General features: G+C 71.2%; 26 protein-coding genes, 1 tRNA gene and 2 pseudogenes. 20 read left to right on the forward strand and 9 right to left on the reverse strand.

The genetic code is table 11. The annotated features are described in order from the left end of the window. Positions 1 to 76 precede the first annotated feature (76 nt). Positions 77 to 682 carry an RBBP9/YdeN family alpha/beta hydrolase gene (locus tag ACWDLG_RS13380; RefSeq protein WP_449919375.1) on the reverse strand — a complete coding sequence of 202 codons (606 nt, stop codon included), beginning with the start codon at positions 680 to 682 and terminating at the stop codon, positions 77 to 79. Positions 683 to 743: 61 nt separating this feature from the next. Here ACWDLG_RS13380 and ACWDLG_RS13385 point away from each other — a divergent pair, with 61 nt between their 5' ends. Then, complete coding sequence (locus ACWDLG_RS13385) at positions 744 to 968, forward strand: MerR family transcriptional regulator (RefSeq protein ID WP_449919377.1); 225 nt, start codon at positions 744 to 746, stop codon at positions 966 to 968. Between the two features lie 11 nt (positions 969 to 979). Then, positions 980 to 1222: a hypothetical protein gene (locus ACWDLG_RS13390; RefSeq protein ID WP_449919380.1), complete on the forward strand. Its 243-nt coding sequence runs from the start codon at positions 980 to 982 to the stop codon at positions 1220 to 1222. A 203-nt stretch (positions 1223 to 1425) separates the two neighbouring features. On the opposite strand, the gene ACWDLG_RS13395 is transcribed toward ACWDLG_RS13390, so the two are convergent. Next, positions 1426 to 1902 (reverse strand): MarR family winged helix-turn-helix transcriptional regulator, encoded by a 477-nt coding sequence (locus tag ACWDLG_RS13395; protein ID WP_449919382.1) that lies wholly within the window; start codon positions 1900 to 1902, stop codon positions 1426 to 1428. 135 nt (positions 1903 to 2037) lie between these two features. On the opposite strand from ACWDLG_RS13395, the gene ACWDLG_RS13400 reads away from it, so the two are divergent. The 4 genes and pseudogenes from ACWDLG_RS13400 to ACWDLG_RS13415 all read left to right on the forward strand — a co-directional run. Then, complete coding sequence (locus ACWDLG_RS13400; protein WP_449919384.1) at positions 2038 to 3399, forward strand: MFS transporter; 1362 nt, start codon at positions 2038 to 2040, stop codon at positions 3397 to 3399. Positions 3400 to 3411: 12 nt separating this feature from the next. After that, on the forward strand, positions 3412 to 4059 hold the full coding sequence (locus ACWDLG_RS13405) for a nitroreductase family protein (RefSeq protein WP_449919387.1): 648 nt from the start codon (positions 3412 to 3414) through the stop codon (positions 4057 to 4059). 141 nt (positions 4060 to 4200) lie between these two features. Further along, positions 4201 to 4446: pseudogene (locus ACWDLG_RS13410) on the forward strand (Tn3 family transposase); the annotation flags it as partial. 35 nt (positions 4447 to 4481) lie between these two features. Beyond that, positions 4482 to 4724 (forward strand): annotated as a pseudogene (locus tag ACWDLG_RS13415) (tyrosine-type recombinase/integrase); the annotation flags it as partial. 233 nt (positions 4725 to 4957) lie between these two features. Here ACWDLG_RS13415 and ACWDLG_RS13420 read toward each other — a convergent pair. Beyond that, a tRNA-Arg gene (locus ACWDLG_RS13420) sits at positions 4958 to 5031 on the reverse strand. 71 nt (positions 5032 to 5102) lie between these two features. Further along, positions 5103 to 5537 carry a lamin tail domain-containing protein gene (locus ACWDLG_RS13425; protein WP_449919389.1) on the reverse strand — a complete coding sequence of 145 codons (435 nt, stop codon included), beginning with the start codon at positions 5535 to 5537 and terminating at the stop codon, positions 5103 to 5105. 165 nt (positions 5538 to 5702) lie between these two features. On the opposite strand from ACWDLG_RS13425, the gene ACWDLG_RS13430 reads away from it, so the two are divergent. The 3 genes from ACWDLG_RS13430 (at position 5703) to ACWDLG_RS13440 (ending at position 9172) form a co-directional block, all read left to right on the forward strand. Then, the gene (locus tag ACWDLG_RS13430; protein ID WP_449919391.1) at positions 5703 to 6485 is read left to right on the forward strand and encodes a phosphotransferase enzyme family protein; all 783 of its coding nucleotides are present in this window, start codon (positions 5703 to 5705) and stop codon (positions 6483 to 6485) included. Then, positions 6469 to 7560, forward strand: a complete 1092-nt coding sequence (locus tag ACWDLG_RS13435) for a cobalamin biosynthesis protein (RefSeq protein ID WP_449919393.1) — start codon at positions 6469 to 6471, stop codon at positions 7558 to 7560. The genes ACWDLG_RS13430 and ACWDLG_RS13435 overlap by 17 nt, the downstream gene beginning before the upstream one ends. Before the next feature lie 136 nt (positions 7561 to 7696). Further along, positions 7697 to 9172 (forward strand): cobyric acid synthase, encoded by a 1476-nt coding sequence (locus tag ACWDLG_RS13440; RefSeq protein WP_449919396.1) that lies wholly within the window; start codon positions 7697 to 7699, stop codon positions 9170 to 9172. A 134-nt stretch (positions 9173 to 9306) separates the two neighbouring features. Here ACWDLG_RS13440 and ACWDLG_RS13445 read toward each other — a convergent pair whose 3' ends face one another. From ACWDLG_RS13445 to ACWDLG_RS13455, 3 genes are all read right to left on the reverse strand, one after another. After that, complete coding sequence (locus tag ACWDLG_RS13445) at positions 9307 to 9801, reverse strand: hypothetical protein (RefSeq protein WP_354915169.1); 495 nt, start codon at positions 9799 to 9801, stop codon at positions 9307 to 9309. A gap of 278 nt (positions 9802 to 10079) precedes the next feature. Continuing rightward, positions 10080 to 10901 carry a hypothetical protein gene (locus ACWDLG_RS13450; RefSeq protein ID WP_449919399.1) on the reverse strand — a complete coding sequence of 274 codons (822 nt, stop codon included), beginning with the start codon at positions 10899 to 10901 and terminating at the stop codon, positions 10080 to 10082. Then, entirely contained in the window at positions 10898 to 11647 is a 750-nt protein-coding gene (locus tag ACWDLG_RS13455) for a MerR family transcriptional regulator (RefSeq protein ID WP_449919401.1), read from the reverse strand. Before ACWDLG_RS13455 ends, ACWDLG_RS13450 begins: the two co-directional genes overlap by 4 nt. Positions 11648 to 11768: 121 nt before the next feature. Between ACWDLG_RS13455 and ACWDLG_RS13460 the strand changes: the two genes are divergently transcribed. From ACWDLG_RS13460 to ACWDLG_RS13505, 10 genes are all read left to right on the forward strand, one after another. Beyond that, complete coding sequence (locus ACWDLG_RS13460) at positions 11769 to 14318, forward strand: glycosyl hydrolase family 18 protein (protein WP_449919404.1); 2550 nt, start codon at positions 11769 to 11771, stop codon at positions 14316 to 14318. Positions 14319 to 14450: 132 nt separating this feature from the next. Further along, entirely contained in the window at positions 14451 to 16064 is a 1614-nt protein-coding gene (locus tag ACWDLG_RS13465) for a TIGR04028 family ABC transporter substrate-binding protein (protein WP_449919407.1), read from the forward strand. 70 nt (positions 16065 to 16134) lie between these two features. Then, positions 16135 to 17040: an ABC transporter permease gene (locus tag ACWDLG_RS13470; protein WP_449919409.1), complete on the forward strand. Its 906-nt coding sequence runs from the start codon at positions 16135 to 16137 to the stop codon at positions 17038 to 17040. Further along, positions 17037 to 17816 carry an ABC transporter permease gene (locus ACWDLG_RS13475; RefSeq protein ID WP_449919412.1) on the forward strand — a complete coding sequence of 260 codons (780 nt, stop codon included), beginning with the start codon at positions 17037 to 17039 and terminating at the stop codon, positions 17814 to 17816. Before ACWDLG_RS13470 ends, ACWDLG_RS13475 begins: the two co-directional genes overlap by 4 nt. After that, the gene (locus ACWDLG_RS13480) at positions 17794 to 19269 is read left to right on the forward strand and encodes a dipeptide ABC transporter ATP-binding protein (RefSeq protein WP_449919414.1); all 1476 of its coding nucleotides are present in this window, start codon (positions 17794 to 17796) and stop codon (positions 19267 to 19269) included. Before ACWDLG_RS13475 ends, ACWDLG_RS13480 begins: the two co-directional genes overlap by 23 nt. Further along, positions 19266 to 20234 carry a putative FMN-dependent luciferase-like monooxygenase gene (locus tag ACWDLG_RS13485; protein WP_449919417.1) on the forward strand — a complete coding sequence of 323 codons (969 nt, stop codon included), beginning with the start codon at positions 19266 to 19268 and terminating at the stop codon, positions 20232 to 20234. The genes ACWDLG_RS13480 and ACWDLG_RS13485 overlap by 4 nt, the downstream gene beginning before the upstream one ends. Continuing rightward, positions 20231 to 20947, forward strand: coding sequence for a CMD domain protein (locus tag ACWDLG_RS13490; protein ID WP_449919420.1), 717 nt, complete (start codon positions 20231 to 20233; stop codon positions 20945 to 20947). Before ACWDLG_RS13485 ends, ACWDLG_RS13490 begins: the two co-directional genes overlap by 4 nt. Then, complete coding sequence (locus ACWDLG_RS13495; protein ID WP_449919422.1) at positions 20944 to 21492, forward strand: alkylhydroperoxidase domain protein; 549 nt, start codon at positions 20944 to 20946, stop codon at positions 21490 to 21492. The genes ACWDLG_RS13490 and ACWDLG_RS13495 overlap by 4 nt, the downstream gene beginning before the upstream one ends. After that, positions 21482 to 22096 carry a VOC family protein gene (locus ACWDLG_RS13500; RefSeq protein ID WP_449919424.1) on the forward strand — a complete coding sequence of 205 codons (615 nt, stop codon included), beginning with the start codon at positions 21482 to 21484 and terminating at the stop codon, positions 22094 to 22096. The genes ACWDLG_RS13495 and ACWDLG_RS13500 overlap by 11 nt, the downstream gene beginning before the upstream one ends. Beyond that, complete coding sequence (locus ACWDLG_RS13505; RefSeq protein ID WP_449919426.1) at positions 22093 to 22608, forward strand: OsmC family protein; 516 nt, start codon at positions 22093 to 22095, stop codon at positions 22606 to 22608. Before ACWDLG_RS13500 ends, ACWDLG_RS13505 begins: the two co-directional genes overlap by 4 nt. On the opposite strand, the gene ACWDLG_RS13510 is transcribed toward ACWDLG_RS13505, so the two are convergent. Together ACWDLG_RS13510 and ACWDLG_RS13515 are read right to left on the reverse strand one after the other, a co-directional pair. Next, positions 22605 to 23612 carry a 1-acyl-sn-glycerol-3-phosphate acyltransferase gene (locus ACWDLG_RS13510; protein WP_354915144.1) on the reverse strand — a complete coding sequence of 336 codons (1008 nt, stop codon included), beginning with the start codon at positions 23610 to 23612 and terminating at the stop codon, positions 22605 to 22607. The genes ACWDLG_RS13505 and ACWDLG_RS13510 overlap by 4 nt on opposite strands. A 3-nt stretch (positions 23613 to 23615) precedes the next feature. After that, positions 23616 to 24428, reverse strand: coding sequence for a patatin-like phospholipase family protein (locus ACWDLG_RS13515; RefSeq protein ID WP_449919429.1), 813 nt, complete (start codon positions 24426 to 24428; stop codon positions 23616 to 23618). An 85-nt stretch (positions 24429 to 24513) separates the two neighbouring features. Between ACWDLG_RS13515 and ACWDLG_RS13520 the strand changes: the two genes are divergently transcribed. Continuing rightward, positions 24514 to 24711: an SHOCT domain-containing protein gene (locus ACWDLG_RS13520; RefSeq protein ID WP_449919432.1), complete on the forward strand. Its 198-nt coding sequence runs from the start codon at positions 24514 to 24516 to the stop codon at positions 24709 to 24711. The last annotated feature ends 13 nt before the right edge of the window (positions 24712 to 24724 follow it).

Here is a 24724-nt window from a genome sequence, read left to right on the forward strand (position 1 = left end):
GAGCGGCGTAGCACCAGGCGGCGGGCACGATCACCGTAAGGAAGATCACCCAGACGAGATTGACGTCTGGCGTCCTTCAACGGACAGTGGATGGTCGTGCAGTCCACTCCATCCATGACGGCGCGATGGCTTCAAGGACTTCGGGTATCGAAGTGATGCCATCAGAAGCGAGGAAGTGACCGGCTCCGGGGACCACCACCGCGGAGACTCCAAGTAGTCCGGCAAGGCGGTTGGTGTGACCAGGCGGAACGTATGGGTCGGCGTCTGACCGAATGACCGCGAGTCGGCCAATGTGGTTGCTGAGCCCCTCCACGTCACAGCCGTCTCCGATGTAGGAGTTCAGGTCCGGGAGTGCAGGTAGTCGGTCGACGAATCCGGAGACCAGCACGAGCGTGCCGAGGTGCCAGGCGTCCGAAAGTGAGCGCAGATGGCGCAGCACGGTCAGACAGCCCAGGCTGTGCGCGACGATTATCGAGTTCTCGTCAGGGGTTCCCACGTCGGCGCCTGCGGCTTCCGTCCACTGCGCGGGGTCTGGGTCTTGTGGGTTCGGAAGAGCCGGGATCGTGGTCGGAATGCCGTTCGCGTTGAGTTGCTCAGCAAGCCAGCCGAACCAGTGATCTTCGGGGGATGCGCCGTAACCGTGGATGATCGAGGCACGCCGCTGGGTTATTCCAGTTGTCATACCGCAGGACGGTATGGGTTCACGTCAGTGTGAAGGTCAAGCCGATGAGGAGGAATCGACGGTGCTGATCAGCGAACTCGCCGAGCTGACGGGCGCGAGCGCGCGAGCGCTACGCCATTACGAGGACCGAGGACTATTGGTTCCGACACGCAATAGCAGCGGGTACCGGGACTACTCCGAGTCCGATGTCACCCGCGTCGCCCAGATCAGGACGATGTTGTCCGCCGAGCCGGTAACGGACCAGCCGGTTGCCGGTGTCCCTCTCGGCAGGCATGCGGTGACCTGATCAAACTCTTCATGGACGTGACCGATGGACGCTCCGATCAGGGACCGGATCATCCGGCGGCGGTGCGCGCCCTGGCGGTGGCGACCGTGGTAGGGATGAAGGGCTACCGCGCGATCACTGGCCGGGTCGCAGACGTACCCGCCAAGGTGATGGCTGACCTGTATTTGCGGGCCGGGCCCGGCCTGGTCGACTGGTCACGCCTCCATGGTCACCTTCGTGAAGTCACCCGCAGCGACGGGCGGAGCCAGACGTGAACAGAGGGCCGGTACGGGCACCGGCGATCGCGAGGGCGGCCGAGGCGGTCCTGAGCTCAGCGAACTCCGCATTGGTCCAACTCGCGTGCTCACCCTGATGGAACTCTCGCAAGCTGGAGGCATTGGGACCGTGGCCGAACTCGCCGATCGGCTCGACGTCGACGCAGGCCTCGCATCCTGCGAAGGGGGGCACTGGCATGGGGTCACCGAGGGCCGCTGGCGCTGGCCCGCAGGAGTTTGGCGAGGATCGCGCTCAGCTGGCCGCGCTCGTCGGGGGTGAGGGCGTGGAAGGTGTCCTCGAGGCAGGCCGGGATCAAGGCTTGGGCCTGGGCGAGTCGGCGGCGGCCTGAGTCGGTGATGGTGACGGCGTAGGAGCGCCGGTCGCGGGGGTTGCGTTCTCTGCGGACGTGGCCCGCCTGCTCCAGGTCGTCGCAGATGCCGACCATGACGCTGCGGTCGATCCGGAGTTCCTCGCTGAGCGTCTGGGAGCAGGGGCCGACGGCGTCGAGCATCTGGAGCACGAGATGTTGCCCGACTCCGAGCCCTTCCCTGGCGGTGTGAACGTCGGTGGCGCGGGCCACGGCGGCCGAGGCCCGGTACAGCGTAATGTCGAGCCGCTCGGCGGCGAGTTGCGGAAAGTACGCGGTCTCGCGGTCCGTCGTTCTGGTCGTTGTCGCCATCACTCTCCTCTTGCGTTCAGCCGTCAGTCTACCGCGATTCCATCTCCATGCAGATTGTTTGACAGCAGATGATTTAGCGGCATACGGTCCCAATCGTCTGTCCGCCAATTGTTTGCTTGCAGATGGAGAGTGATCGTGACCCGAACCAACCGCCGCCAACAGGCGGCCCTGGTGTTGCTGTGCGCCGCGGTGTTCCTGGACTCGATGGACCTGTCGTTGATGGGCGTGGCCCTGCCCGCCATCGGGCGTGATCTGTCACTGTCGGAGAGCACCCTGCAGTGGATGATGTCCGGCTACGCGGTCGCCTACGGCGGCTTCCTGCTGCTCGGCGGCCGCATCGCCGACCTGTTCGGCCGCCGCCGGGTGTTCCTGCTGTCGCTGGCGGTGTTCGCGGCGGCGAGCCTGGCCGGTGGGCTGCTGTCGGCCGGATGGCCGCTGGTGGCCACCCGGGTGATCAAGGGAGTGGCGGCCGCGCTCACCGCCCCGGCGGCGTTGTCGCTCATCACCATCACCTTCGCCGAGGGACCGCAGCGCAACCGGGCGCTGGGGGTCTACTCACTGGCCGGGGCGACCGGATATACCGCAGGGCTGATCGCCTCCGGCCTGCTCACTGAGATCAGCTGGCGGCTCGTGTTCTTCCTACCGGTCCCGATTGCCCTGCTCGTGCTGGCCGCAGCGCCACTGGTGCTGCCACACGGTGTTCGGCCGCCCGGGGCGCGCGAGCGGTTCGACGCCGCCGGCGCGATCGCGGTCACCGGCGGCGTGCTGATGGCGGTGTTCGCGCTGACGGAGCGGAACTGGACGGCCGGTGTCGTAGCCGTGCTGCTGCTGGGCGCCTTCGTCCTCATCGAGCGCCGACGGTCCGCGCCGCTCGTCCCGCTGGAGATGTTCAGGTCCGGCACCGTGGGCGCCGCCAATCTCGCGGCGCTGGCCTGGGCGTGCGCGACGATCGGCTGGCAGTTCGTCGCCGTCCTGTATCTGCAGCAGGTGCTCGGCTACACCGCGCTGGCCACCGGGCTCGGGATCGTCCCGATGGGCCTGGCCATCGTCATCGCCGCCAACCTGGCCGGCGGGCTGATCAGCCGGTACGGCCTGGGGCGGGTGGCCGCCGCCGGGATGCTAGTCCAGGGCGCGGGCATCCTGCTGTTCCTGCGGGCCGGGGCCGCGGGCGACTACGTCACGGTGCTGCTGCCCGCGCTGGTCGTGCACGGCATCGGCAACGGGCTGTCCTTCCCGAGTCTCAACATCGCCGCCGTCTCTGGTCTGCCCGACGAGCGGCAGGGGTTGGCCTCGGGACTGGTCACCTCCGCCGTCCAGATCGGCGCCGGAATCGGCGTGGCGGTGCTGGCGGCGGTGATGGCGCTGGGCGGCTCCACGCTGGCCGGATACCGGATCGCCTTCCTGATGGCGGGCGGCTTCTCCCTGCTCGGCGCCTTCGTCGTCGCCTTCGGCCTGCGCCTCCGCCGCCCCGCACCCATACCCGCCCCCGTCGCCTGAAGGAGACACATCGTGACGCTGGATTTCACCCCCGACGAGCTGCTGAGCACGACCCGCGCCGTGCGTAAGCGCCTGGACCTCACCCGCCCGGTGCCGCGCGAGCTGATCGAGGAGTGCGTGGACCTGGCTGTGCAGGCACCGACCGGGCGAAACCGGCAGCGCTGGCACTTCATGGTCGTGACCGAGGCCGAGCAGCGGCGGGCCGTGGCCGACATCTTCCTGCGCGCCCTGCCGCTGGCCACCGGGCAGCCGCTGACCGAACGCGACGTGCGGCGGATGAACTACCATTCCGGCTCCACCGAGCGGGTCTTCGACGGCCTGCGCCACCTGGCCGACAACATCCACCGGGTGCCCGTGTTCGTCATCCCGGGCGTGGAGGGACGCACCGACCACGCCCCGGTGGCCGTGCAGGCGGGGGCGTGGGGATCGATCCTTCCGGCCGTGTGGAGTTTCATGCTGGCCGCCCGGGCGCGCGGCCTGGGCACTGTGTGGACCACTGCACAGGGACCGCTCGAACGCGAACTGGCCAAGGTGCTCGGCGTGCCGTACGAGGAGGTCATGCTGGCGGCGTTCATCCCGCTGGCCTTCACCCTCGGTACCGACTTCAAGCCCGCTCCCCGCATCCCGCGCAAGGAGGTCCTGCACTGGGAACGGTGGTGAGCACGGCGGCAACAGGCTGGCCAGAACCGCCTGCGCACGATGGCAGCCGCCCCCGGACGCATCACAACCTCCAACCGCCGGCTGGAGCCCCACCATGCCCACGCTCGAATGCACCCTCGTCAAATCGTCAGGCTGGACCCGCGCGCCGACCTGCCCGACGGCACGACACCGAAATACGGGCCGCTGGAAGCGATCGCCCGCAACAAGATCAACCGGCAGAAGATCCACACCCAGTGGGCGGACATGACCCGGGTCGCAGGATCGCTGGTGACCAACCAGGTGCGCGCCTACGACCTGCTGCGCATGTTCGCCCGAGGCGGGCGCCCGACCCCGCTCGGGCAAGCGTTCGCCGAGTACGGCCGCATCGACAAGACCCTGCACCTGCTGCACATGCCGCTTGACCTGGATGGATAGAGATTTCGGCAGGCACACTGCCGCCGATCCGGCTGCATGATCTCCGGCATGGTGCGGCGTCGTTGATGCTGGCTGCTGGTGTGGAGATCAAGGTGGTGCAGGAGACGCTGGGACACACCTCGAGCGCATTCACCGCTGACACGTACACGTCGGTTTTCCCGCAGGTGGCGATGGCGGCGGCGGAGAAGACCGCGGCGCTGTTGCTCGGTGACAACGAAGGCCGAGGCGTTCTGCGGCAGCTTCGCGTGTAGCGAGAGGGAGAGGCTGGGCCGGGGGAGATGACGGCTTCGTTCCGCTGGAATCGCGGCGGAACGGGGCCGTTCGTCATGTGGCAGGGGTGGTGAGTGCGGTGATGAACGGCATGGTGATCATGGTGTGTACAGGATTGGTACGGGGGAGCACGGTAGGAGCACGGATAGCCCAGAACTATGTTCCGTACGACTGTCATGGTACATGTTTCCGCAGGTCAGCACCATGATCAAAGCGCGCCCTGCAGGATTCGAACCTGCGACCGTCGGATTAGAAGTCCGGTGCTCTATCCAGCTGAGCTAAGGGCGCTCCCGCCTAATTGTGCATGATCCTGGGAGTGCGCACGTACTCGATTCTCCACGCCGTGCGCATCCCGCCTCCTACCTGCAGTCCCGGTAGTCGCTCCGTGCGCTGTTGTACGAGCACGAGTCGATCAGTCTGCCGGACGGGTCGCGCAGGTAGGCGATGTCCTTGTCGTTGTTCCAGACGTAGGCGCGCCGCCCCCAGTACGACGTGGACGCGGTGTCGCGGCCCTGTCCGGTGCGGAGGGTGAGTTGCTGGCCCGGGTTCAGGGCGGCGTCGGGTGCGAACGTGTACCGGTAGCCGGTCTTGTCGTGGATGGTCCAGTCTGCCAGTTCGATGGGCTTGCGGGTGGTGTTGCGGATCGTGACGTACTCGCCGTTGATCGAGGCGTTGCCGCGTCGGTCGACGCCGGGGGAGTCGTAGTAGACCTTGGTGATCTGCACCGTGGGGGCCGCCGATGCGGGACCGAGGGTGGTGGCCGCGGCGAGGAGGACGGTCAGGGGGAGTGACATGCGGGCTCCTTTCCCGAGTTGCTGAGGGGACGGCTGAGCCGTGGGGGAGGTTCACGGCGTGTGGTCGTTGACTCACGTGGTGAAGGATGAGTCGAGGGTCACGACACGGTTAATGTCCGAAAACCCCAGGCGGGGGGCGTACATAAAGGGCTAAGGTGTCGTGGCATGGTCGCGACGGTCCTGCATGAGATTCCGCTGCAGGGCGGGGACGTGACGGACGGAGTGGTGCGAATCGGCGAGACGGTCCGCAGGCCCACCTGCCGGTCCAGCCCCGCCGTGCACGCTCTGCTGCGCCACCTGGAGGCGGTCGGGTTCGCGGGCGCGCCCCGGTTGAAGGGGGTCGACGCCGCCGGCCGCGAGATCATCACCTTCGTTCCCGGTACGGCGGGCCTGACCGCCGAGAACGCCGGCGACCGGGCGCTGGAGCGGCTGGCGCGGCTGCTGCGCGACTTCCATGACGCGACGGCGGGCTTCCCGCTGGCCGGGCACCGCTGGGAGGGCGGGTCGAACGACGACGCCGCTCCCGAGGTGATCGGGCACTGCGACCTGACCCCCGCCAACGTGATCTTCAGGGGTGACCGGCCCGTAGCGTTCATCGACTTCGATCTCGCGCGGCCGACGACGAGGCTGTTCGACGTGGTCACGACGGTGCGCCACTGGGCGCCGATCGCCGACCCGGTCGACCGGCATCCGTTGCTGCGCCAGGCCGACGTGGGGGCACGGCTGCGGCGCTTCTGCGACGCGTACGGCCTGCCGCCCCGCGAGCGCCGGCGCCTGATCCCGCTGGCGCGGCTGCGGTTCGGACGCTCGTACGAGGTGATGCGGACACGTGCGGCCGAGGGCGGCGGCTGGGCGCGGATGTGGGCGGACGGCGCCGGCGAGCGCATCCGGCGGGCGGCGGCATGGCTCGACACCCACGAAGATGAGGTGCATGCACATCTCGTCTAGGTCCGCGGGGATCGCGCTCGGGGTTCTCGTGGACGCCGCCGTGGGTGACCCGCGGCGTGGTCATCCTGTCGCCCTGTTCGGCCGGGCCGCCGCGGCGCTGGAGAAGCGGCTGTACGGCGACGCCAGACCCAACGGGGTGGCGCATGTCGCGATCTGTGTGGGGAGCACGGCGGGGCTGGGCCTGCTGACGCGATGGGCGGGCGCCGCGCTCAGCCGGTCGCGACCGTCCAGAGGCCGGGGGACGCGCGCGGGCGGGAGGCGCCCGTCCGGAAGCCGGGGGACGGACGTGGGCGGGACGCACCCGTCCGCGCGGTGGGCCGCGGTGGACGGCCCGGCGGGGGGCGCGGGCCGGTGGCTGGTGGAGACGGGGCTGACGGCGGCCGCCACCTGGGCGGTTCTCGGCGGCACCACGCTCGCCCGCGAGGGCGTCCACATGGCCGAAGCGCTCGAAGCCGACGACCTCGCCGCCGCCAGGGCCCGCCTGCCGCACCTGTGCGGCCGGGACCCGCGCGGCCTGGAGGCCCCGGAACTGGCCAGGGCCACCGTCGAGTCGCTGGCCGAGAACACCTCCGACGCCGTCGTCGCGCCGCTGTTCTGGGGCGCCGTCGCGGGTGTGCCGGGCCTGCTCGCCTACCGCGCCGTCAACACGCTCGACGCCATGGTCGGTCACCGCTCGCCGCGGTACGAGCGGTTCGGCTGGGCCGCCGCCAGGCTCGACGACGTGGCCAACTACGTCCCGGCCAGGATCACCGGGCTGCTGGCCGTACTCGCCGCTCCTGACCGGCGGCGGGCCCTGCGGGTGCTGCTGAGGGACGGCCACCGGCACCCCAGCCCGAACGCGGGCAGGTGCGAGGCCGCGTTCGCCGGGGCGCTGGAGGTGACGCTGGGCGGCACCAACGTGTACGGCTCCCGCGTCGAGCACCGCCCGGAGATGGGCGACGGACCGAAGCCGGAGGTGCGGGACATCCGCAGGGCGGTGCGGCTGACCAGGACCGTGAGCCTCACCGCGGCCGCGGTCGCCGTGCTTGTTCCAGCGCTCTGGCCGCGTCGCGCTCGGAGAACCCCCGCGCCATGAGCGTGATCGCGCCCGACCACCCTGGGCGGGATGGGCGCGTACACGCCGGTGACCAGGGAGCCCGCAGTGGCGGATGTCACATCATGTGCCAAGGGGGGCGGCACGGGCGTTCGCGCGGGGCCGCTACGGTGGCCTGGTGAAGGGTGCGCTGCTGGTCGCGGGGACCACGTCGGATGCGGGCAAGAGCGTGGTGACGGCGGGCATCTGCCGCTGGCTGGCCAGGCAGGGCGTGCGGGTCGCGCCGTTCAAGGCGCAGAACATGTCGCTGAACTCCTTCGTCACCGCCGACGGCGCGGAGATCGGCCGGGCGCAGGCCATGCAGGCCCAGGCGGCCGGTCTGGAGCCCGTCGCGGACATGAACCCGATCCTGCTGAAGCCCGGCAGCGACCGCCGCAGCCAGGTCGTGCTCATGGGCAGGCCGCTGACCGACGTCGACGCGATGGAGTACGGCGCGCTCAAGGACTTCCTCCGGCAGCGGGCGCTGGAGTCCTTCGAGCGGCTGCGCGCGGCCTACGACGTGGTGGTCTGCGAGGGCGCCGGCAGCCCCGCCGAGATCAACCTCAGGCGCGGCGACATCGCCAACATGGGCCTGGCCAGGGCCGCGAACCTGCCCGTCGTCGTGGTGGGCGACATCGACAGGGGCGGGGTGTTCGCCGCCTTCTACGGCACCGTGGCGCTGCTGTCGCCCGAGGACCAGGCGCTCGTGTCCGGCTTCGTGGTCAACAAGTTCAGGGGCGCGGTCGAGCTGCTCCAGCCGGGGCTCGAGACGTTGCGCGCGCTGACCGGCCGCCAGGTGTACGGCGTGCTGCCCTGGCTCGACGGGTTGTGGCTGGACGTCGAGGACTCCCTCGCGCTCGACAGCCGTCCGGCGGCGAGCGGGCGGCCACACGGCAGGCAGACGCTGCGCGTGGCCGTGGTGAGGCTGCCGCGCATCTCCAACTTCACCGACCTCGACGCGCTGGCGAGCGAGCCCGGCGTGCTGGTCAGGTTCGTCACCACGCCCGCCGAGCTCGACGACGCCGACCTGGTCGTCCTGCCCGGATCGAAGGCGACGGTCTCCGACCTGGCGTGGCTGCGTTCGACGGGGCTGGCCGACGCGCTGGTGGCCAGGAGCCTGCCGATCCTGGGCATCTGCGGCGGTTACCAGATGCTCGCGCGGGAGATCGTGGACGAGGTGGAGTCGAGAGCGGGACGGGTAAGAGGGCTCGGGTTGCTGCCTGTCCGGGTGACGTTCGGCGAGGACAAGCGCCTGGCCAGGCCCACGGGGCAGGCGTACGGCCATGCGGTGTCGGCCTACGAGATCCACCACGGCGTCGCCACGGTGGAGGGCGGCGAGCCGTTCCTCGACGGGTGCACGGTGGGGGCGGTGTGGGGGACGACCTGGCACGGCGCGCTGGAGAACGACGGCTTCAGGCGGGCGTTCCTGGCGGAGGTGGCGGAGCGGGCGGGCCGTGACTTCGTCCCGGCGCCGGACGTGTCGTTCGCGCGGCTGCGGGAGGAGCGGCTCGACGCGCTGGGCGACCTGGTCGAGCGACACCTCGACACGGACGCCCTGGTCCGGCTGATCGACAAGGGGGCGCCGGAGGTCCCGTTCCTGCCCCCTGGCGCCTGACCGGCGTCTCGTTCCTGCCCTCTGGCGCCTGGCCGGGGTCCCGTTCCTGCCCTCTGGCGCCTGGCCGGGGTCCCGTTCCTGCCTGGTGTCCGACCCGGGGTCCGTTCCCGCTCCCTGGTGGCCGGCCGTCCGGGTCAGTGGCCGGCGATGAGCGTCTTGAGCAGGACGAGGATCAGTCCGAGCAGGAGGTTGGCCACTCCCGACCAGAGGATCACCGCCTTGCTGGAGTGGATGGTGACCGCCGCCGCGACGGCCCAGATGACCTGGCTCGCCACCGCCACTCCCAGCGCCATCCACGCCGCGACCGTGTCGGACATGCCGAACGTGGAGGCGAAGGCGGCGGCCGTGGCCGGCGGGAAGGAGGCCTGCGCGAGCGGCCATTCCTCCCTGGCGACCCTGCGCAGGTTGGCCCAGGTGAGGGTCTTGACGTGGGCCACGACCTCGGCGTAGACGTGCGCGAGCCAGAACACGATGCCCGTGCAGATCAGCAGGACGATCAGGTCCTCCGCCGGGGCCGGCTGGTGGTCGGTGGCGGAGCCGACGACCACGGAGGCCGCCAGGAGCGAGCCGTACACGGCGCCGGCGAGCTCCGCCCGCCCCGGCGCCGCAGCCATCTCGTGCGCGTTCATGACAGCAGTCTCCTTCACGCCCGCCCGGTCGCCCCCGCCAGGCGCGCCGTCGCGGCGCACGTCACGGGCAGGCCCGCCAGGCGCGCGGCGCAGGTCACGCGGGCAGGCCGGGCGCGCGGCGCAGGTCACGCGGGCAGGCCAGGCGTGCGGCGCAGGTCATGCGGGCAGGCCGGGCGCTTGGCGCGGGTCACGCGGCAGGCCCGCCGCCGGCCGGCCGAGCACCTCGGCGACCGCGCCCGACGGCGCCGGCGCGGGCACCGGCCGGCGTCGCCGGGCCCTCAGGCCTCCTGCAGCCGGAGGGCGTGGGGCGTGTCGGCGAAGAAGCGGACGCTCGTGACGGTCTCGCGGGCGCCGAGCGGCCTCGTGACGGTGATCGGCGCGGCCAGTTCGACGACGACGTTGGTCTGGGAACCGACGGCGACGCTGAGCCGTCCGCTCGCGACGTGGATCATGCCGGTCTCGTTGTAGTTGCGCGACACCCGTACCGAGGTGATCAGCTCGCGCGGGATCCGCAGGTCGAAGTAGGCGCCGAAGCGGACGCGCAGCTCCTCGTCGGTCACGACGTGCGGCCTGGTGACGCACGCCGCGGCGAAGGCCAGCGCGAACAGGATGCCGTACAGGTCGAGCACCAGCACGGTCACGCGTACCGCCGTGGGCACGTCCAGCGCGGCCAGCAGCAGGTCGATGCCGACCGTCTCGACGACCATCACGAAAAGCATGATCATCAGAGTCGTCGACTGCTCCTTCGAGTACGGCACGGCCCTGGCTCCCGGGGGCACGCCGTGGCGCCGCCTGGCGACCCACAGGAACAGGCTGGCCATGCCGTTCAGCTCGAACTCCAGCAGTTTGCGTACCTTGACGGGCACCAGCGCGTCGACGGTGTCCCGCAGCGCCGCCCGCCGGTCGGCCCCCGCGCCGCGCGCCGTCCGGTAGAGCCGGTAGGCGGTCACGGCCTCCAGCGTGAGCACGCCTGCCACGACCGCCTCCGTGGCCACCAGCACCGGCGTGGGCAGCGGGACACCCGAGACGAGCAGGACCGCGAGCAGTAACTCGGCGGGGATGGCGGTGTAGAGCGCCGCGCGGGCCAGCCGGAGCATCACACCCGTCCCTTCACCGTCTCGATGAGCAGCCTGAACACCTCGACCTGCGCGGGCGTCATCCCGTCCCGCACCATGTCCAGCCATGTCGTACCGTCGGGCTCCGCGTGCTCGAGCATCGGCCGCACCAGGCCCTCGGGCAGGTGGTCGGCCAGGTCGCGGGCCAGCGCCGCCAGGCGTCCGTCGTCGAGGGGGACGTCGGCCAGCTCGTCGAGGCGCCGGTAGAGCTCGTGGCTGCGTCGCAGCGCGGCGGGTTCGGTGAGCGGCCGGATCAGGTCGACGAACTCGGCGCTGACCGCGGGGTCGGCCACGTTGCTCATCAGGGTGAGCAGCTCGCGGTCGAGCCTGGCGAAGGCCGACTCCTCGGGGATGAGGTCGCGCAGCACCGCCGTCATGTCGGGCGGAGCGACGGAGTCGGGGTGCAGCTCGGTGTCGGCGAGCAGGACGGCCAGCCGTTCGCGTCTGGCCGTGATCGCCGCCTGCTGCCGCGCGAGGTCGGCGTCGAGCTCCTGGAGGACCTCGCGCAGGTCCTTGCCCTGGTCGTCGGCCAGCACGTCGCGCAGCTCGTCCAGCGACATGCCGAGCGCGGCCAGCTGCCTGACGCGCGAGAGGAGCACGGCGTCCCTCAGCCGGTACTCCCGGTAGCCGTTGGTCAGGCGTTCGGGTTCGGGCAGCAGCCCCAGATGGTGGTAGTGGCGCACGGTCCTGGTCGACACCCCCACGAGGGAGGCGAGCTCTCCGATCCGCATGCGGTCATTACACACGTTGCCGTTACGTCAAGGTCAAGCTTTGGGTCTTGCCGGTGGTCGGAGGCGGGCTTACGATCCGATCAAACTCTTAGGAAACTTTCTTAAAAGAAAGATCCCTCGCATGCGCAGATCGCCGATCGTGCTGCTCGTCGTCCTCATCGCCGTCGCGCTCGGCGCCGTTCCGGCAGGCGCCGCGGCGCGCCTGACCGCCACCTTCGGGCTGTCGGGCACCACCGGGAAGTTCGTCGTCGCCAACCCCGGCACCACCGCCGTCACCGGCTGGTCGATCGTCTTCGACCTGCCGCCGGGCGTGACCGCGAGCAACCCGCAGCACGCCACCCTCACGCAGAACGGCACCAGGGTGACGCTGACCCCGGCCTTCTACATCAACACCGTCCAGGCGGGCAGGAACACCGAACCCTACAGCCCGGCCTTCACGCTGAGCTCGGCCGTCCAGCCGGCCTCGTGCACGATCAACGGCGCCAACTGCGACGGCAGCGGCCCCGAACCGCCCGCCCCGCCGCCCGTCGGCGCCACCTACACGGTGACCGGCACCTCGGCGAAGGTCGTGGTGGCCAACAACTCCACCACGGCGCTGAACGGCTGGACGATCGTCTTCGACCTGCCCGCGGGGGTGACCGCGAGCAACGCCCAGCACGCCTCGCTCGCCCAGGACGGCCGCACGGTCACGCTGACGCCCGCCCACTACAACACCACCGTGGCCGCGGGCGCGACGACCGAGCCCTACAGCCCGACGTTCACCGTCAGTACGGCAGGCGCCGAGCCCACCTCCTGCCGGATCAACGACGTGAACTGCGACGGCACCCCCGACGCGCCGCCGGGAGCCCCCGGCAACCTGCGCGTGACGGTCAAGACCACCAAGACCGTCTCGCTGGCCTGGGACGCCGCCCGGCAGGGCAGCCTGCCCATCGTCGGCTACGTGCTGTCCAACGGCACCGAGGTCACCGGCACCACGGCGACCGTGACCGGTCTGACGCCCAACACCGCCTACACCTTCACCGTCAAGGCCAAGGACCGCAAGGGCACGCTGTCGGCGGCCGGCACTCCGGTGACCGTGACGACCAACGACCCGGCCGACGACACGCAGCCGCCGACCGCCCCCGGCAGCCCGCGCAGCACCGGCAAGACCTCCTCCAGCGTCACCCTCACCTGGACCGCCTCCACCGACGACAAGGGCGTGGCAGGCTACGACGTCTACACCGGCACCACGCCGGCCACCAGCGTCACCGGCACGACCGCCACCGTCGGCGGCCTGTCGCCCTCGACGGAGTACACCTTCACCGTCAGGGCGCGCGACCTGTACGACAACCTCTCGCCCGCCAGCGTCCCGGTCACCGTGACCACCGCCGACATCGTGGAGAGCGGCTACGCCCGGGTCGGCTACTTCGTCCAGTGGGGCATCTACGGCAGGCAGTACTTCGTCCGCAACCTCGACACCAGCGGCGCGGCGGCCAAGCTCACCCACATCAACTACGCCTTCGGCAACGTCGACCCGGTCAACCTGACCTGCCTGCAGGGTGTCACCAAGGGCACCACGCAGAACCCGCAGGACCCGAACCAGGGTGACGGGGCGGGTGACGCCGACGCCGACTACGGCAGGCCGTTCAGCGCGGCGCAGTCGGTCGACGGCGTGGCCGACACCGGGTGGGAGAAGCTGCGCGGCAACTTCAACCAGCTCAAGAAGCTCAAGGCCAAGCATCCGCACCTCAAGGTGCTGATCTCGCTCGGCGGCTGGACCTACTCCAAGTACTTCTCCGACGTGGCCGCCACCGACGCCGCGCGCAGGAAGTTCGTCAGCTCGTGCGTCGACATCTACATCAAGGGCAATCTGCCCGTCGCCGGCGGCGCGGGCGGGCCAGGCACGGCGGCGGGCGTCTTCGACGGCATCGACCTGGACTGGGAGTGGCCCGGCGCCGAAGGACACCCCGGCAACCACGTCAGCCCGAACGACAAGGCCAACAACACGCTGCTGATCGCCGAGTTCCGCCGCCAGCTCGACGAGCTGACCAGGCAGACCGGCCGGCGCTACCAGCTGACCGCCTTCACCCCGGCCGACCCCGCCAAGATCGCGGCGGGCTGGGACCTGCCGCAGGTCGCCAAGCACCTGGACATCTTCAACGTCCAGGGCTACGACTTCCACGGCGCGGGCAGCGACAACTCCTGGGAGCCCAACCGCACCGGCCACCAGGGCAACCTCCACCTCGACACCGACAGCCCCTACAACCCCGACTTCAGCGTCGAGAAGGCGATCGACGTCTACCTGGCGGCGGGGGTGCACCCGCGCAAGCTCACCATCGGCCTGGCCTACTACGGGCGCGGCTGGCAGGGCGTCGCCGACGGCGGCAAGGCGGGGGAGTGGCAGTCGGCGACCGGTGCCGCGCCCGGCCAGTTCGCCGAGGAGGCGGGCACGCGCGGCTACGCCAACCTGGTGGCGAGCGTGCCGAACTGCGCGGTGCGGCATGACGAGCAGGCCGTGGCCACGTCGTGCTTCACCGGCGACGGCGGCCAGTGGTGGTCTTTCGACGACGTCTGGTCGATCGGCAGGAAGACCGCCTGGCTGCGCAGCAGGAACCTGCTCGGCGCGATGGTCTGGGAGATGTCCGGGGACACCGGCGTCCTCACCGGCGCCCTGGACGCCGGGCTGAGGTAACCGGGCGGCGATACGGCTTGCGTCTCAAGCGGGGGCGCAAGCCGTATCAGCATGTGGACATGGTCCTTACCTACAATTTCGGTAGGTTATGGTGGTTTTCACTGAACCCCCGCAATGAAGGGCGATCTCCCCATGGCTACACGCGTCACAGCGGCAGTGCTCCTCGCCGTCACGGGACTTCTCGCGGGCTGTGGCGGGACCGCGGAGCCGACGGCCAAGGCAGCGGCCGCGCCGGGCCGGCCGGTCCACGGCGGCACGCTGACCTATCTCGAGCACCAGCCGCCGAGCTGCCTCTACCTGCCGGCGGCCGGGTTCTATCCGAACGGCGGGCTGCTCAACCAGCTCACCGACAAGCTGACCTGGCAGAACCCCAGGACCCTCGAGATCGAGCCGTGGATCGCCACCAAGTGGGAGATCAACGACGACGCGACCGAGTACACCTTCCACCTGCGTGACGGCGTGACCTTCAGCGACGGCAGCCCGCTCGACGCGAGCGCCGTGGCCGCCAACTTCGACGTGTACGGCAAGGGCGACGCCAAGCTCAAGCTGCCGCCCGCCGAGTTCGTCAACAACTACGCGCGCAGCGAGGTCCTCGACGCCAGGACGGTGAGGTTCCACTTCGACAAGCCCTCGCCCGGCTTCCTGCAGGGCACCTCGGTCATCGGGGCGGGGCTGGTGTCGAAGAAGACCATCGGCCTGCCGTACGAGCAGCAGTGCCAGCTGAAGAACGTCATCGGCTCCGGCCCCTTCACCGTCGCCCATCAGGTCGTGGACAGGCAGATCGACCTCAAGGCCCGCAAGGACTACAACTGGGCGCCCGCGTCGTCCGAGCACCAGGGCCGCGCCTACCTCGACGAGATCAAGATCATCGTCACGCCCGAGGACAACGTCAGGGTCGGCGCGCTCACCAGCGGCCAGGCCGACTTCGTCCGCTACGTCCAGGCCTACGACGAGCAGACGGTCAAGAGCGCGGGCTTCACCCTCTACGCCGAGCCGACCAGAGGCGTCAACAACGGCCTGTACCTGCGGCCCGCCAACAGCATCCTGAGCGACCTCAAGGTCCGCAAGGCGCTGCAGAAGGGCACCGACGTCAAGGAGGTCGTGGACACCCTGTTCACGCCCAGCTACCCGGCGGCGACCTCGGTGCTCAGTCACCTCGCGCAGGGCTACGTGGACCTGTCGAAGGAGCTCGCCTTCGACCCCGACGGCGCCAACGCGCTGCTCGACTCGGCCGGATGGAAGCGCGGCGCCGACGGCGTCCGCGAGAAGGACGGCGTGAAGCTCCAGCTCGGCGTCTTCGTCTCCCTGCCGCAGCCGCTGTCGAAGCAGACGCTCGAACTCGTCGCCCAGCAGTGGGCCAAGCTCGGGGTGAAGCTCGAGGTGCGCCCCGGCGACGCCGGCACCCTCGCCGTCGACATCAAGAACGCCGAGAAGACGGCCGTCAGCCACAGCATGGTGGGCCGCGCCGACCAGGACGTCATCAAGAGCCAGTTCCACAGCGAGAACCGCGACGTGATCCTGTCCCAGGACAAGCAGCTCGACCGGCTCCTGGAGGAGGAGTCGGCGCTGGCCGTCCCGGGCGAGCGCGACAAGAAGGTCGCCGAGATCCAGCGCTACCTCGTCGAGCAGGCCTACGCGATCCCGCTGTTCGAGGAGCCCCAGGTGTACGGCGGCGCGCCCAACGTGCACGGCGTCGCCTTCGAGGCGGTCGGCCGGCCGAGCTTCTACTCGGTGTGGAAGTCATGAGGGTGGTCGTCATGAGGGTGGTCGTCATGAGGGTGATCGTCATGAGGGTGATCGTCATGAGGTGGACGTCATGAGGGCGGACGTCATGAGGAAGGCAGGGCAGGCGGCCCTCGTCCTGTGGGCCGCCTTCACCGCCTCCTACGTGCTGCTCCAGCTCCTGCCGGGCGACGCGATCCTGATCAAGTTCCAGAACCCCGAGCTCGGCCTGTCGCCCGAGCAGATCGCCCGGATCAGGGAGTACTACGGCAGCGACGGCCCGGCCGCCTACCTGCACACGCTGCTCGGCTTCCTGCGCGGCGACTTCGGCTACTCCATCGACACCGGCATGCCCGTGGTCGAACGGCTGGCCGAGGCGCTGCCCGCGACGGCCGAGCTGGCCGGGCTCGGGTTCGCGCTCGCGCTGGTGCTGGCCGTGGCGATCGCGTTCGCCTCCAGCCACCGCCTGCTGGCCTGGCTGCGAGAGGTGCCCTCGCTGTTCGTCGCCGTCCCCGTGTTCTGGGTGGGCATCCTGCTGATCCAGGTGTTCTCCTTCCGGCTGAAGCTCGTGCCGGTCATCGGCGGCAGCGAGGTCCAGCAGCTCGTCCTGCCCGTCCTCACGCTGGCCGTGCCGATCTGCGCGCCGATCGCCCAGGTGCTCGCGCGCGGCATCGACCACGCCGCCACCCAGCCGTTCGTCCAGGTGGTGGCTGCCAAGGGGGCCTCACGCCGGTGGATCCTGTGGCGGCACGTCGCACGCCACGCGATGCTGCCGACGCTCACGATGGCCGGCCTGACCTTCGGCGAGCTGATCGCGGGATCGGTCATCACCGAGACCGTGTTCGGCAGGAACGGCGTCGGCAGGCTCACCGAGCAGGCCGTCAGCGCCCAGGACACTCCTGTGCTGCTTGCCGTCGTGGTGCTGGCCGCGACCGTGTTCGTGCTGGTCAACCTGATCGTCGACCTGCTCTTCCCGATCCTTGATCCGAGGCTGAGATGATCAGATGGCTGGTCGTCGCCGTCGTCCTGCTGTGGGCGGCGGTGCCGGGACTGTTCACGGGGCACGACCCGATCGCCGGCGTGCCCGCCGAGAAGCTGCTGCCGCCGAGCGCCGAGCACTGGTTCGGCACCGACGCCGTCGGCCGGGACCTGTTCGCCCGCGTCGTCCACGGCGCGGTGCACTCGCTGTCGGGCGCGTTCGTCGCGGTGGCCGTCGGGCTCGTGCTCGGCACGCTGCTCGGCCTGCTCGCCGGCTCGATCGGCGGCCTCGCCGACACGGTCGTCATGCGCGTCGTCGACGTGCTGCTGTCGGTGCCGGGCCTGCTGCTCGCGCTGACCGTGATCATCCTGCTCGGTCCCGGCACGGTGAACGTCGCCCTCGCGGTCGGCATCGGCTCGGTCGCGACCTTCGCCCGGCTGGCCCGCGCGGAGGTCGTCAGGACCAGGAGGGCCGACTACGTGGAGGCCGCCTTCGGCAGCGGCGGGCGCCTCCCGCAGGTGCTGTGGCGGCACGTGCTGCCCAACTCGCTCGGGCCCGTCATCGCCCTGGCGGCGCTGCAGTTCGGCGTGGCCATCCTCGCCATCTCCACGCTCGGCTTCCTCGGGTACGGCGCCGAGCCGCCCACCCCCGAGTGGGGCCTGCTCATCGCCGAGGGCCGCAACTACCTGGCGACCGCCTGGTGGCTGACCACCCTGCCCGGAGCAGTCGTCGTGGCCGTGGTGCTCGCCGCGGGCCGGATCAGCAGGAGGCTCGATGAGCTTGCTCGACGTGCGTGACCTGGTCGTCTCGTACGGCAGGCGCCGTACGGTCCACGGCGTCTCCTTCACCGTCGAGCCCGGCGAGGTCGTCGCGGTGGTCGGCGACTCGGGGTCGGGCAAGACCACCACGGCGCACACCATCCTGGGCCTGCACCCCGCCGACAGCGGGCAGATCCTGCTGAACGGCACCGACATCGCCCGCTGGTCGGCCAAGCGCATGCGAACGGTACGTGGCGCCCAGATCGGCCTCGTGCCCCAGGACCCCGGCAACTCGCTCAACCCGGTCAAGACGGTCGGCGCGCAGATCGGCGAGACGCTGCGCGTCCACCGGCGCGGCGACCGGAGAGCCATCAGCAACCGCGTCGCCGAGCTGCTGGTCAGGGTCGGCCTCACCGAGGCGCACGCTTCGCGCTACCCGCACGAGCTGTCCGGCGGGATGCGCCAGCGCGTCCTCATCGCCGCGGCGATCGCGCTGCGCCCGCAGCTCGTCATCGCCGACGAGCCCACCAGCGCTCTCGACGCCACCGTGCAGCGGCGCGTCCTGGACCTCATCGACGACCTGCGCGCCGAGTTCGGCACGGCGGTGCTGCTGGTCACCCACGACCTCGCCATGGCGGCCGGCCGTTCCGACCGGGTCGTGGTGATGCGGGACGGCCGCGTCGAGGAGCAGGGCCCGGCCGCCACGCTCGCCTACACCCGGCGCGTGCTCACGGCGGCGGAGCGGCCGTTCAAGGCCGCCGACCCGGCGGCGCCCGTCGCCGTGGCGGCCACCGGGCTGGTGAAGACCTACGGCGACGTCCGGGCGGTCGACGACGTCTCCTTCGAGGTACGGCAGAGCACCACCCACGCGCTGGTGGGGGAGTCGGGCTCGGGCAAGACCACCACCGCCCGCATGATCGCCAGGTTCGTCACACCCACCTCGGGCGCCGCCAGGGTCGCCGGAGCGCCCGAGCGGGGGCGCGACTTCCGCAGGCACGTCCAGCTCGTCTACCAGAACCCCTACGCCTCGCTCGACCCCCGCCAGACCGTCCGGCGCGTCATCGAGGAGCCGCTGCGCAACTTCGCGCTCGACGGCTCGGCCGCCGACCTGCTCGAGCGCGTGGGACTGCCCGCCGACCTGCTCACCCGCAGGCCGCGCGAGCTGTCGGGCGGCCAGCGGCAGCGGGTGGCCATCGCCAGGGCGCTGGCGGTCTCGCCCCGGCTGCTGGTGCTCGACGAGGCCGTCTCCGCGCTGGACGTCAGCGCCCAGGAGCAGATTCTCGACCTGCTGGAAAGTCTCCAGCGCGAGCTGGGCATCACCTACCTGTTCATCTCCCACGACCTGAAGGTCGTGCGGCAGATCTCGCACACCGTCTCCGTCATGAACAAGGGAAAGATCGTGGAATCCGGAACGACCGAGGAGGTCTTCACCAGACCTCGGCACGCCTACACCCGCGAGCTGCTCGCGGCGATCCCGGAGCCGGTCCGATGAGCCGCAGACGGCTGGGCTTCTTCACGCGTCTGCTCGACCAGGCCGGCCCGGCCGAGCGGTACGAGCTGGCCGCGGCGCAGATCGCCCACGCCGAGGCCAACGGGTTCGACTCGGCGTGGGTGGCCCAGCACCACTTCAGCGAGAGCGAGGGCGGCCTGCCCGCGCCCCTGGTCCTGCTCGCCTCCGTCGCGGCCAGGACCAGCAGGATCAGGCTCGGCACCGGCATCATCACGCTGCCGCTCGAACACCCGGTACGGGTGGCCGAGGACACCGCCGTCCTCGACCTGCTGTCCGGCGGGCGCCTGGAGGTCGGCGTCGGCAGCGGAGGCACCGCCTCGTCCTTCGCGGCCTTCGACCACGACAGCGCCGACCGCTCGGCCATCTACGCCGAACACCTGGCGGTTCTCGTGAACGCCTGGTCGGGCGGCGACCTGGGCGGCGGCAACCACCTCTACCCCGCCGCGCCCCGGCTGCTCGGCGCCATCTGGGAGGCCACCTTCTCCGCCGGCGGCGGGGAGCGGGCCGGCCGCGCGGGCAACGGCCTGATGCTGTCGCGCACCCAGCCGCGCGCCGAGGGCGTCACCCTGGCGCAGGTGCAGAAGCCGATCGTGGACGCCTACTACGACAACCTGCCACCCGGTACGGCTCCGCGTATCGCCGCCTCGCGCACCGCGTTCGTCGCCGACTCCAGGGACGAGGCCCTGCGCCACGCCGAGGAGGGTATCGCCAGGGCCGCCCGGCAGTCGCCTGAGCTGGCCGCCTTCCTGTGGGCCGACACGCACGTGGGCACCCCGGACGAGGTGATCGCGAGCCTGCGCGCCGACACCACCCTCGACCGGGTGACCGACCTGGTCTTCCAGGTGCACTCGGCGGATCCGCCGCACCCTCTCATCCTCCGCTCGATCGAGCTGCTGGCCACCAAGGTCGCGCCCGCGCTCGGCTGGACCCCTTCGGAGCAGGCATGACCGACATCATCGACCAGCTGGTGGGCGTCGACCCGGGATCCCGGCTCGACGTGCTGCGCAGGCGCCGCCCGGACGCCCGCGCGTACGCCCAGCGCACCTACGAGGCGCTGTTCGTGCCGTCGTTCGAGCTGCGGGCGCAGGCCGCGCCCGGCGCCGCGCCGGCCTCGCCCTCCGCCGTCCCGGTGTCGCCCTCCGCTGTCCCGGCCTCGTCCTCCGCCGTCCAGTCGCCCTCCGCGACGGCGGAGGCGGCCGGGGGCGCCCCGCTCGGGCGGGGCGTGAGCGAGGTCGGACTGGAGGAGGTGACACCGGCCGAACGGCACGCCGTCGCCGCCTTCGTCGCGGGCCTGCACCGGCACGAGGCCGTCACCGCCCACTACGCCGCCGCGCTTGAGCCCGACCTGGCCAAGCGGATCGCCGCGCAGGCAGAGGCGGGCAGGGCGAGCGGCCCCTACGGGCACTACCGCGAACCCGAGCTGGCCCACGAGAACGTCGAGGGGCTCCGCTTCCGGGCCGAGGAGGTCGACGGCAGGCTCGCCGCCGCCCTGGAGCACGCCCACCTGCTGGTGTTCCGCCCGAGGGAGGCCGGCCCTGAGGCGCTGGAGCGGCTGCGCGAGGCCGGCTGGTCCACCACCGGGATCGTCACGCTCTCGCAGCTGGTCGGCTTCCTCACCTTCCAGATCCGTGTCGTCACCGCGTTGGGAGCGCTCGCGTGAAGTTCACCCAGGACCACCTCGGCTGGAAGCCGTGGATCGAGCCGCTGGCCGAGGACGAGCTGACCGAGGAGCACAGGCAGGCGCTGGTCGACCGGGCCAGGGCCGCCTCGCCGTACTTCCGGCTGCTCGCCCGTGACCCGCGCGTCCTGCACGCGCGCACGAGGACCGACAACGACATCTTCGCCAACGGCGACGGCGGTCTGCCGCGCGCCGAGCGGGAGCTGGCCGCGACGGTCACCTCCCGCCACAACGGATGCGTCTTCTGCGCCTCCGTCCACGCCCGCTTCGCCGCCCATTACTCCAAGCGGGAGGGCGACGTCCAGCGCGTGCTCGACGAGGGTGTGGAAGCCGAGCTCGACGGCCGGTGGCGGGCGATCGCCGACGCCGCCGTCGCGCTGACCGCGACCCCGCCGCGGGCGGACGTCGCGGCCCTGCGCGAGCAGGGGCTCGACGACCTGGCCATCAGCGACGCCCTGCACGCGACCGCCTTCTTCAACTGGGCCAACCGGCTCATGCTTTCCCTGGGAGAACCCGATGAGTCTTGATCACCTGGTGTACGCCGTTCCCGACCTGGCGAAGGGGGTGGCCGAGTTCACCGAGCGGACCGGCATCGCCCCGGTGAAGGGCGGCTCGCATCCCGGCGGCACCGCCAACTACCTGGTAGGGCTCGGGCCCACCGCCTATCTGGAGATCATCGGGCCCGATCCCGAGGTGCCGGGCGCCCGGCCGAGGGCGTTCGGGCTGGAGACGCTGACCGAGGCGCGGCTGGCCGCGTGGGCGATCCGCGCCGACGACATCGACCGCACGGTGGCGCTGGCCCGCGAGCGCGGGTACGACCCGGGCGAGGTGCAGCCGCTGTCGCGCCGCACACCCGACGGGACGTTGCTGGAGTGGCGGCTGACCCGCTTCGACTCTCCCACGGCCGTCCGGCCGGTGCCGTTCCTCATCGACTGGGGGACGACGCGGCACCCCGCGGCCTCCGGGCTGCCCCAGCTCACGCTGGTGTCGTTCACGGCCGTCACGCCCGACGTCGCGGCCCTGCGAGCCGAGCTCGAGGCGGTGGACGCGGCCGTCGACGTGGAGGAAGGACCGGCGGCCGGGCTGCGGGCCGTCCTGGACACCCCCGAGGGAAAGGTGACGCTGGCGTGAGCGGCCTGCGCGAGTACCTGTCACAGAAGCGGGCCGCGCTGGCGGCCAGGCGGGCGGCGCAGCCGGGCGGACCGGTGCCGCTGCGGGCGAGCATCACCGCCGAGGGCCGCAGCGGGGTGCGCAGGATCAGGATCAGGGACTTCCAGATCCTCAGCGACAGCGGGCCCGACTTCGCGGGATACGACCTCGGGCCCGGCTCTCCCGAACTGCAGGCCGGGGTGCTCGGCAGCTGCGTGACCCACATCTTCCTGATCAAGGCGGCCGAGCTGGAGGTGCCGCTCGACGCGCTGGCGGTGGAGGTGGAGGCGGAATACGATCCGCGCGCCCAGGCGCCCGGCACCACCGACGTCCCGGTGTACCCGCAGAACTTCCGCTACGAGGTGCGGATCGACTCGCCCGCATCCGACGACGACCTCGCGCGGCTGCACGCCGAGGTGGAGCGGGTGTGCCCGATCCTCAACCTGATCCGCCACCCGCAGGAGATCAAGGGACAGGTGGTGCGGGCGGGCTAACTCCCGCCGGGACGGTTGTCGGCGACCCAGTCGTCGATGATCTCCCACTGGTCGTAGAGCCACCTGATGCGGTCCTGGCGTGACGCGGGGATCTCGGCGGCCGGGACGCGCCACCAGCGCGCCCTGATGCGGGCGCTCACCGGCAGCCTGTGCCACACGTCGCCGATCGTGACGAGGTCGTCCAGCCCGGTGTGCGCGACGAACACCACGTCGGCCGCCGGGCACGCCTCGATCGCGGCGATCGCCCCGCCCGGCCGGGGCGGCAGCAGGTGGTCGAGGGCGGCGGCCCGCTTCGCCTCCTCCGTCAGGCCCTTCTCCTCCAGCCGCCTGATCGCCAGACGGCGGCGGCGCGGGGTGAAGTTGCCGCCCTCGGGGAAGATCACCAGAGCGTCGTCGGCGTCCATGGTGGCCGCCAGGCGCCGGATCTCGTCGATGATCCCGAGCGAGCCCCTCCTGCCGGGGACGAAGGCGTTGGGCAGGCGGTTGACGACCACGTCGAGCGACGGGTCGAACTGCAGGGCCGCCTTCATGACGATCCTCGGCCGCCGCCGGTAGCGGTCGAGCAGGTGGTGGACCAGGAGGAAGGAGTCGCCGGGGCCAGCGTGCCGCGACAGCACGATCACCGGGCCGGTCGGCCGTAGGTCGCCGGGGGGCTCGTCGATCTCCACGCGCAGCCGGAAGACGCGCACCGCCACGCCGTACAGGCGGGACAGGAACCAGTGGATGAGCTGGTAGTGGCGCTCCTGGTGGCGGTCACGGTGCAGGCGCCCGCCGAAGCCGGCCGCCACCCACAACCCCAGGCACGCCACCAGCACCCCGCACTCCAGCACCAGCCACGAGACCCCGAACCACAGGAAGCGGACCCCGCGCCGCTGCGGCGGCGGCAGCCGCAGAGAGGCGGCGGTGACCACCGCCAGCCACAGGGGCAGCGTGACGACGGCCGCCACGGCCAGCACGATCAGCAGGGGCACCAGCACGAGCCTGCGGACGAAACGAGGAGGCACACCTCATCCGACCACGCCCGCCAGGTAGCGGGAAGAGGCGGTGTAGGCCCGCTCGATGGAGCGGGAGATCTGCGACAGATCCCGGTAACGCAAGGGGGAGACGGGGGCGTCGAGGCCCGTGGGCAGCACGTGCACCTCCACCGAGCTGGGCAGCGCGGCCATCTCCTCGGCGAAGCGGTGCCTGCGCGCGATCTCGAAGGCCACCATCCCCACCTCCCACGGCCGCCTGGGCGCCGCCAGCGGCCGCTCGATCCTGCCGACCTGCAACACGAACACCCTGCCCGCGCCCAGCCGGACGGCCCTGCCGACGGGAATGCTGTGCACCAGCCCGCCGTCGACGTAGTGCTCGTCGCCGATCCGCACGGGCGGCAGCAGCCCGGGGACGGCGCAGCTGGCCAGCACGGCCTCCACCAGCGGCCCTTCGGCGAACCAGTGGGCGCTGGCCCGCTCGATCGAGGCCGCCACGCACTGGAAGGGGACGGGCAGCTCCTCGATGAGCGCCACGCCGACCAGATCGGTCAGCAGCCGCCGGAGCGGCGCGATCGGGTGCACGTGCGTGCCGGTCCTGGCGAGCGTGGACAGCTGCCGCATCCACGAGCCCGAGAACGCGGTGCGCGCGACGTCGGAGCGCCACAGCCGGGTCAGCCGCTCGACGGCGTCGGACGGCGAGGCGGACAGCAGCACGCCGTTGAGCGCGCCCACCGACGTGCCGACGACCAGGTCGGGCCGGATCCCGGCCTCGTCGAGCGCCCGGAGCATGCCCACCTCGTGCGCCCCGAGCACTCCACCGCCGCCGAGCACGAACGCTGTCCTCACAACCCCGTATCATCGCCTAGCCTGGCTGCCTCTGGCCGCACCGGGCCGGGGTCCGTAAAGTTCTCGGGAGGAGGGTGGCGTCCGCATGCTGAAGCTGTTTGTCGTACTACTGCTGATCATCCTGGTGGTGCTCGTGCTCATGATGATCAGACGGCGTCCCGCGCCGCCCGCGCGGCCACCCAAGGACAGCCCTCGCGAGATACTCAAGCGCCGCTACGCCGCGGGCGAGATCGACGAGGACGAGTACCTCCGCCGGATGTCGGGCCTCAACCAGGACTGGTGACTCACGCCGGCGC

It is taken from the genome of Nonomuraea sp. NPDC003727, from assembly GCF_053586935.1.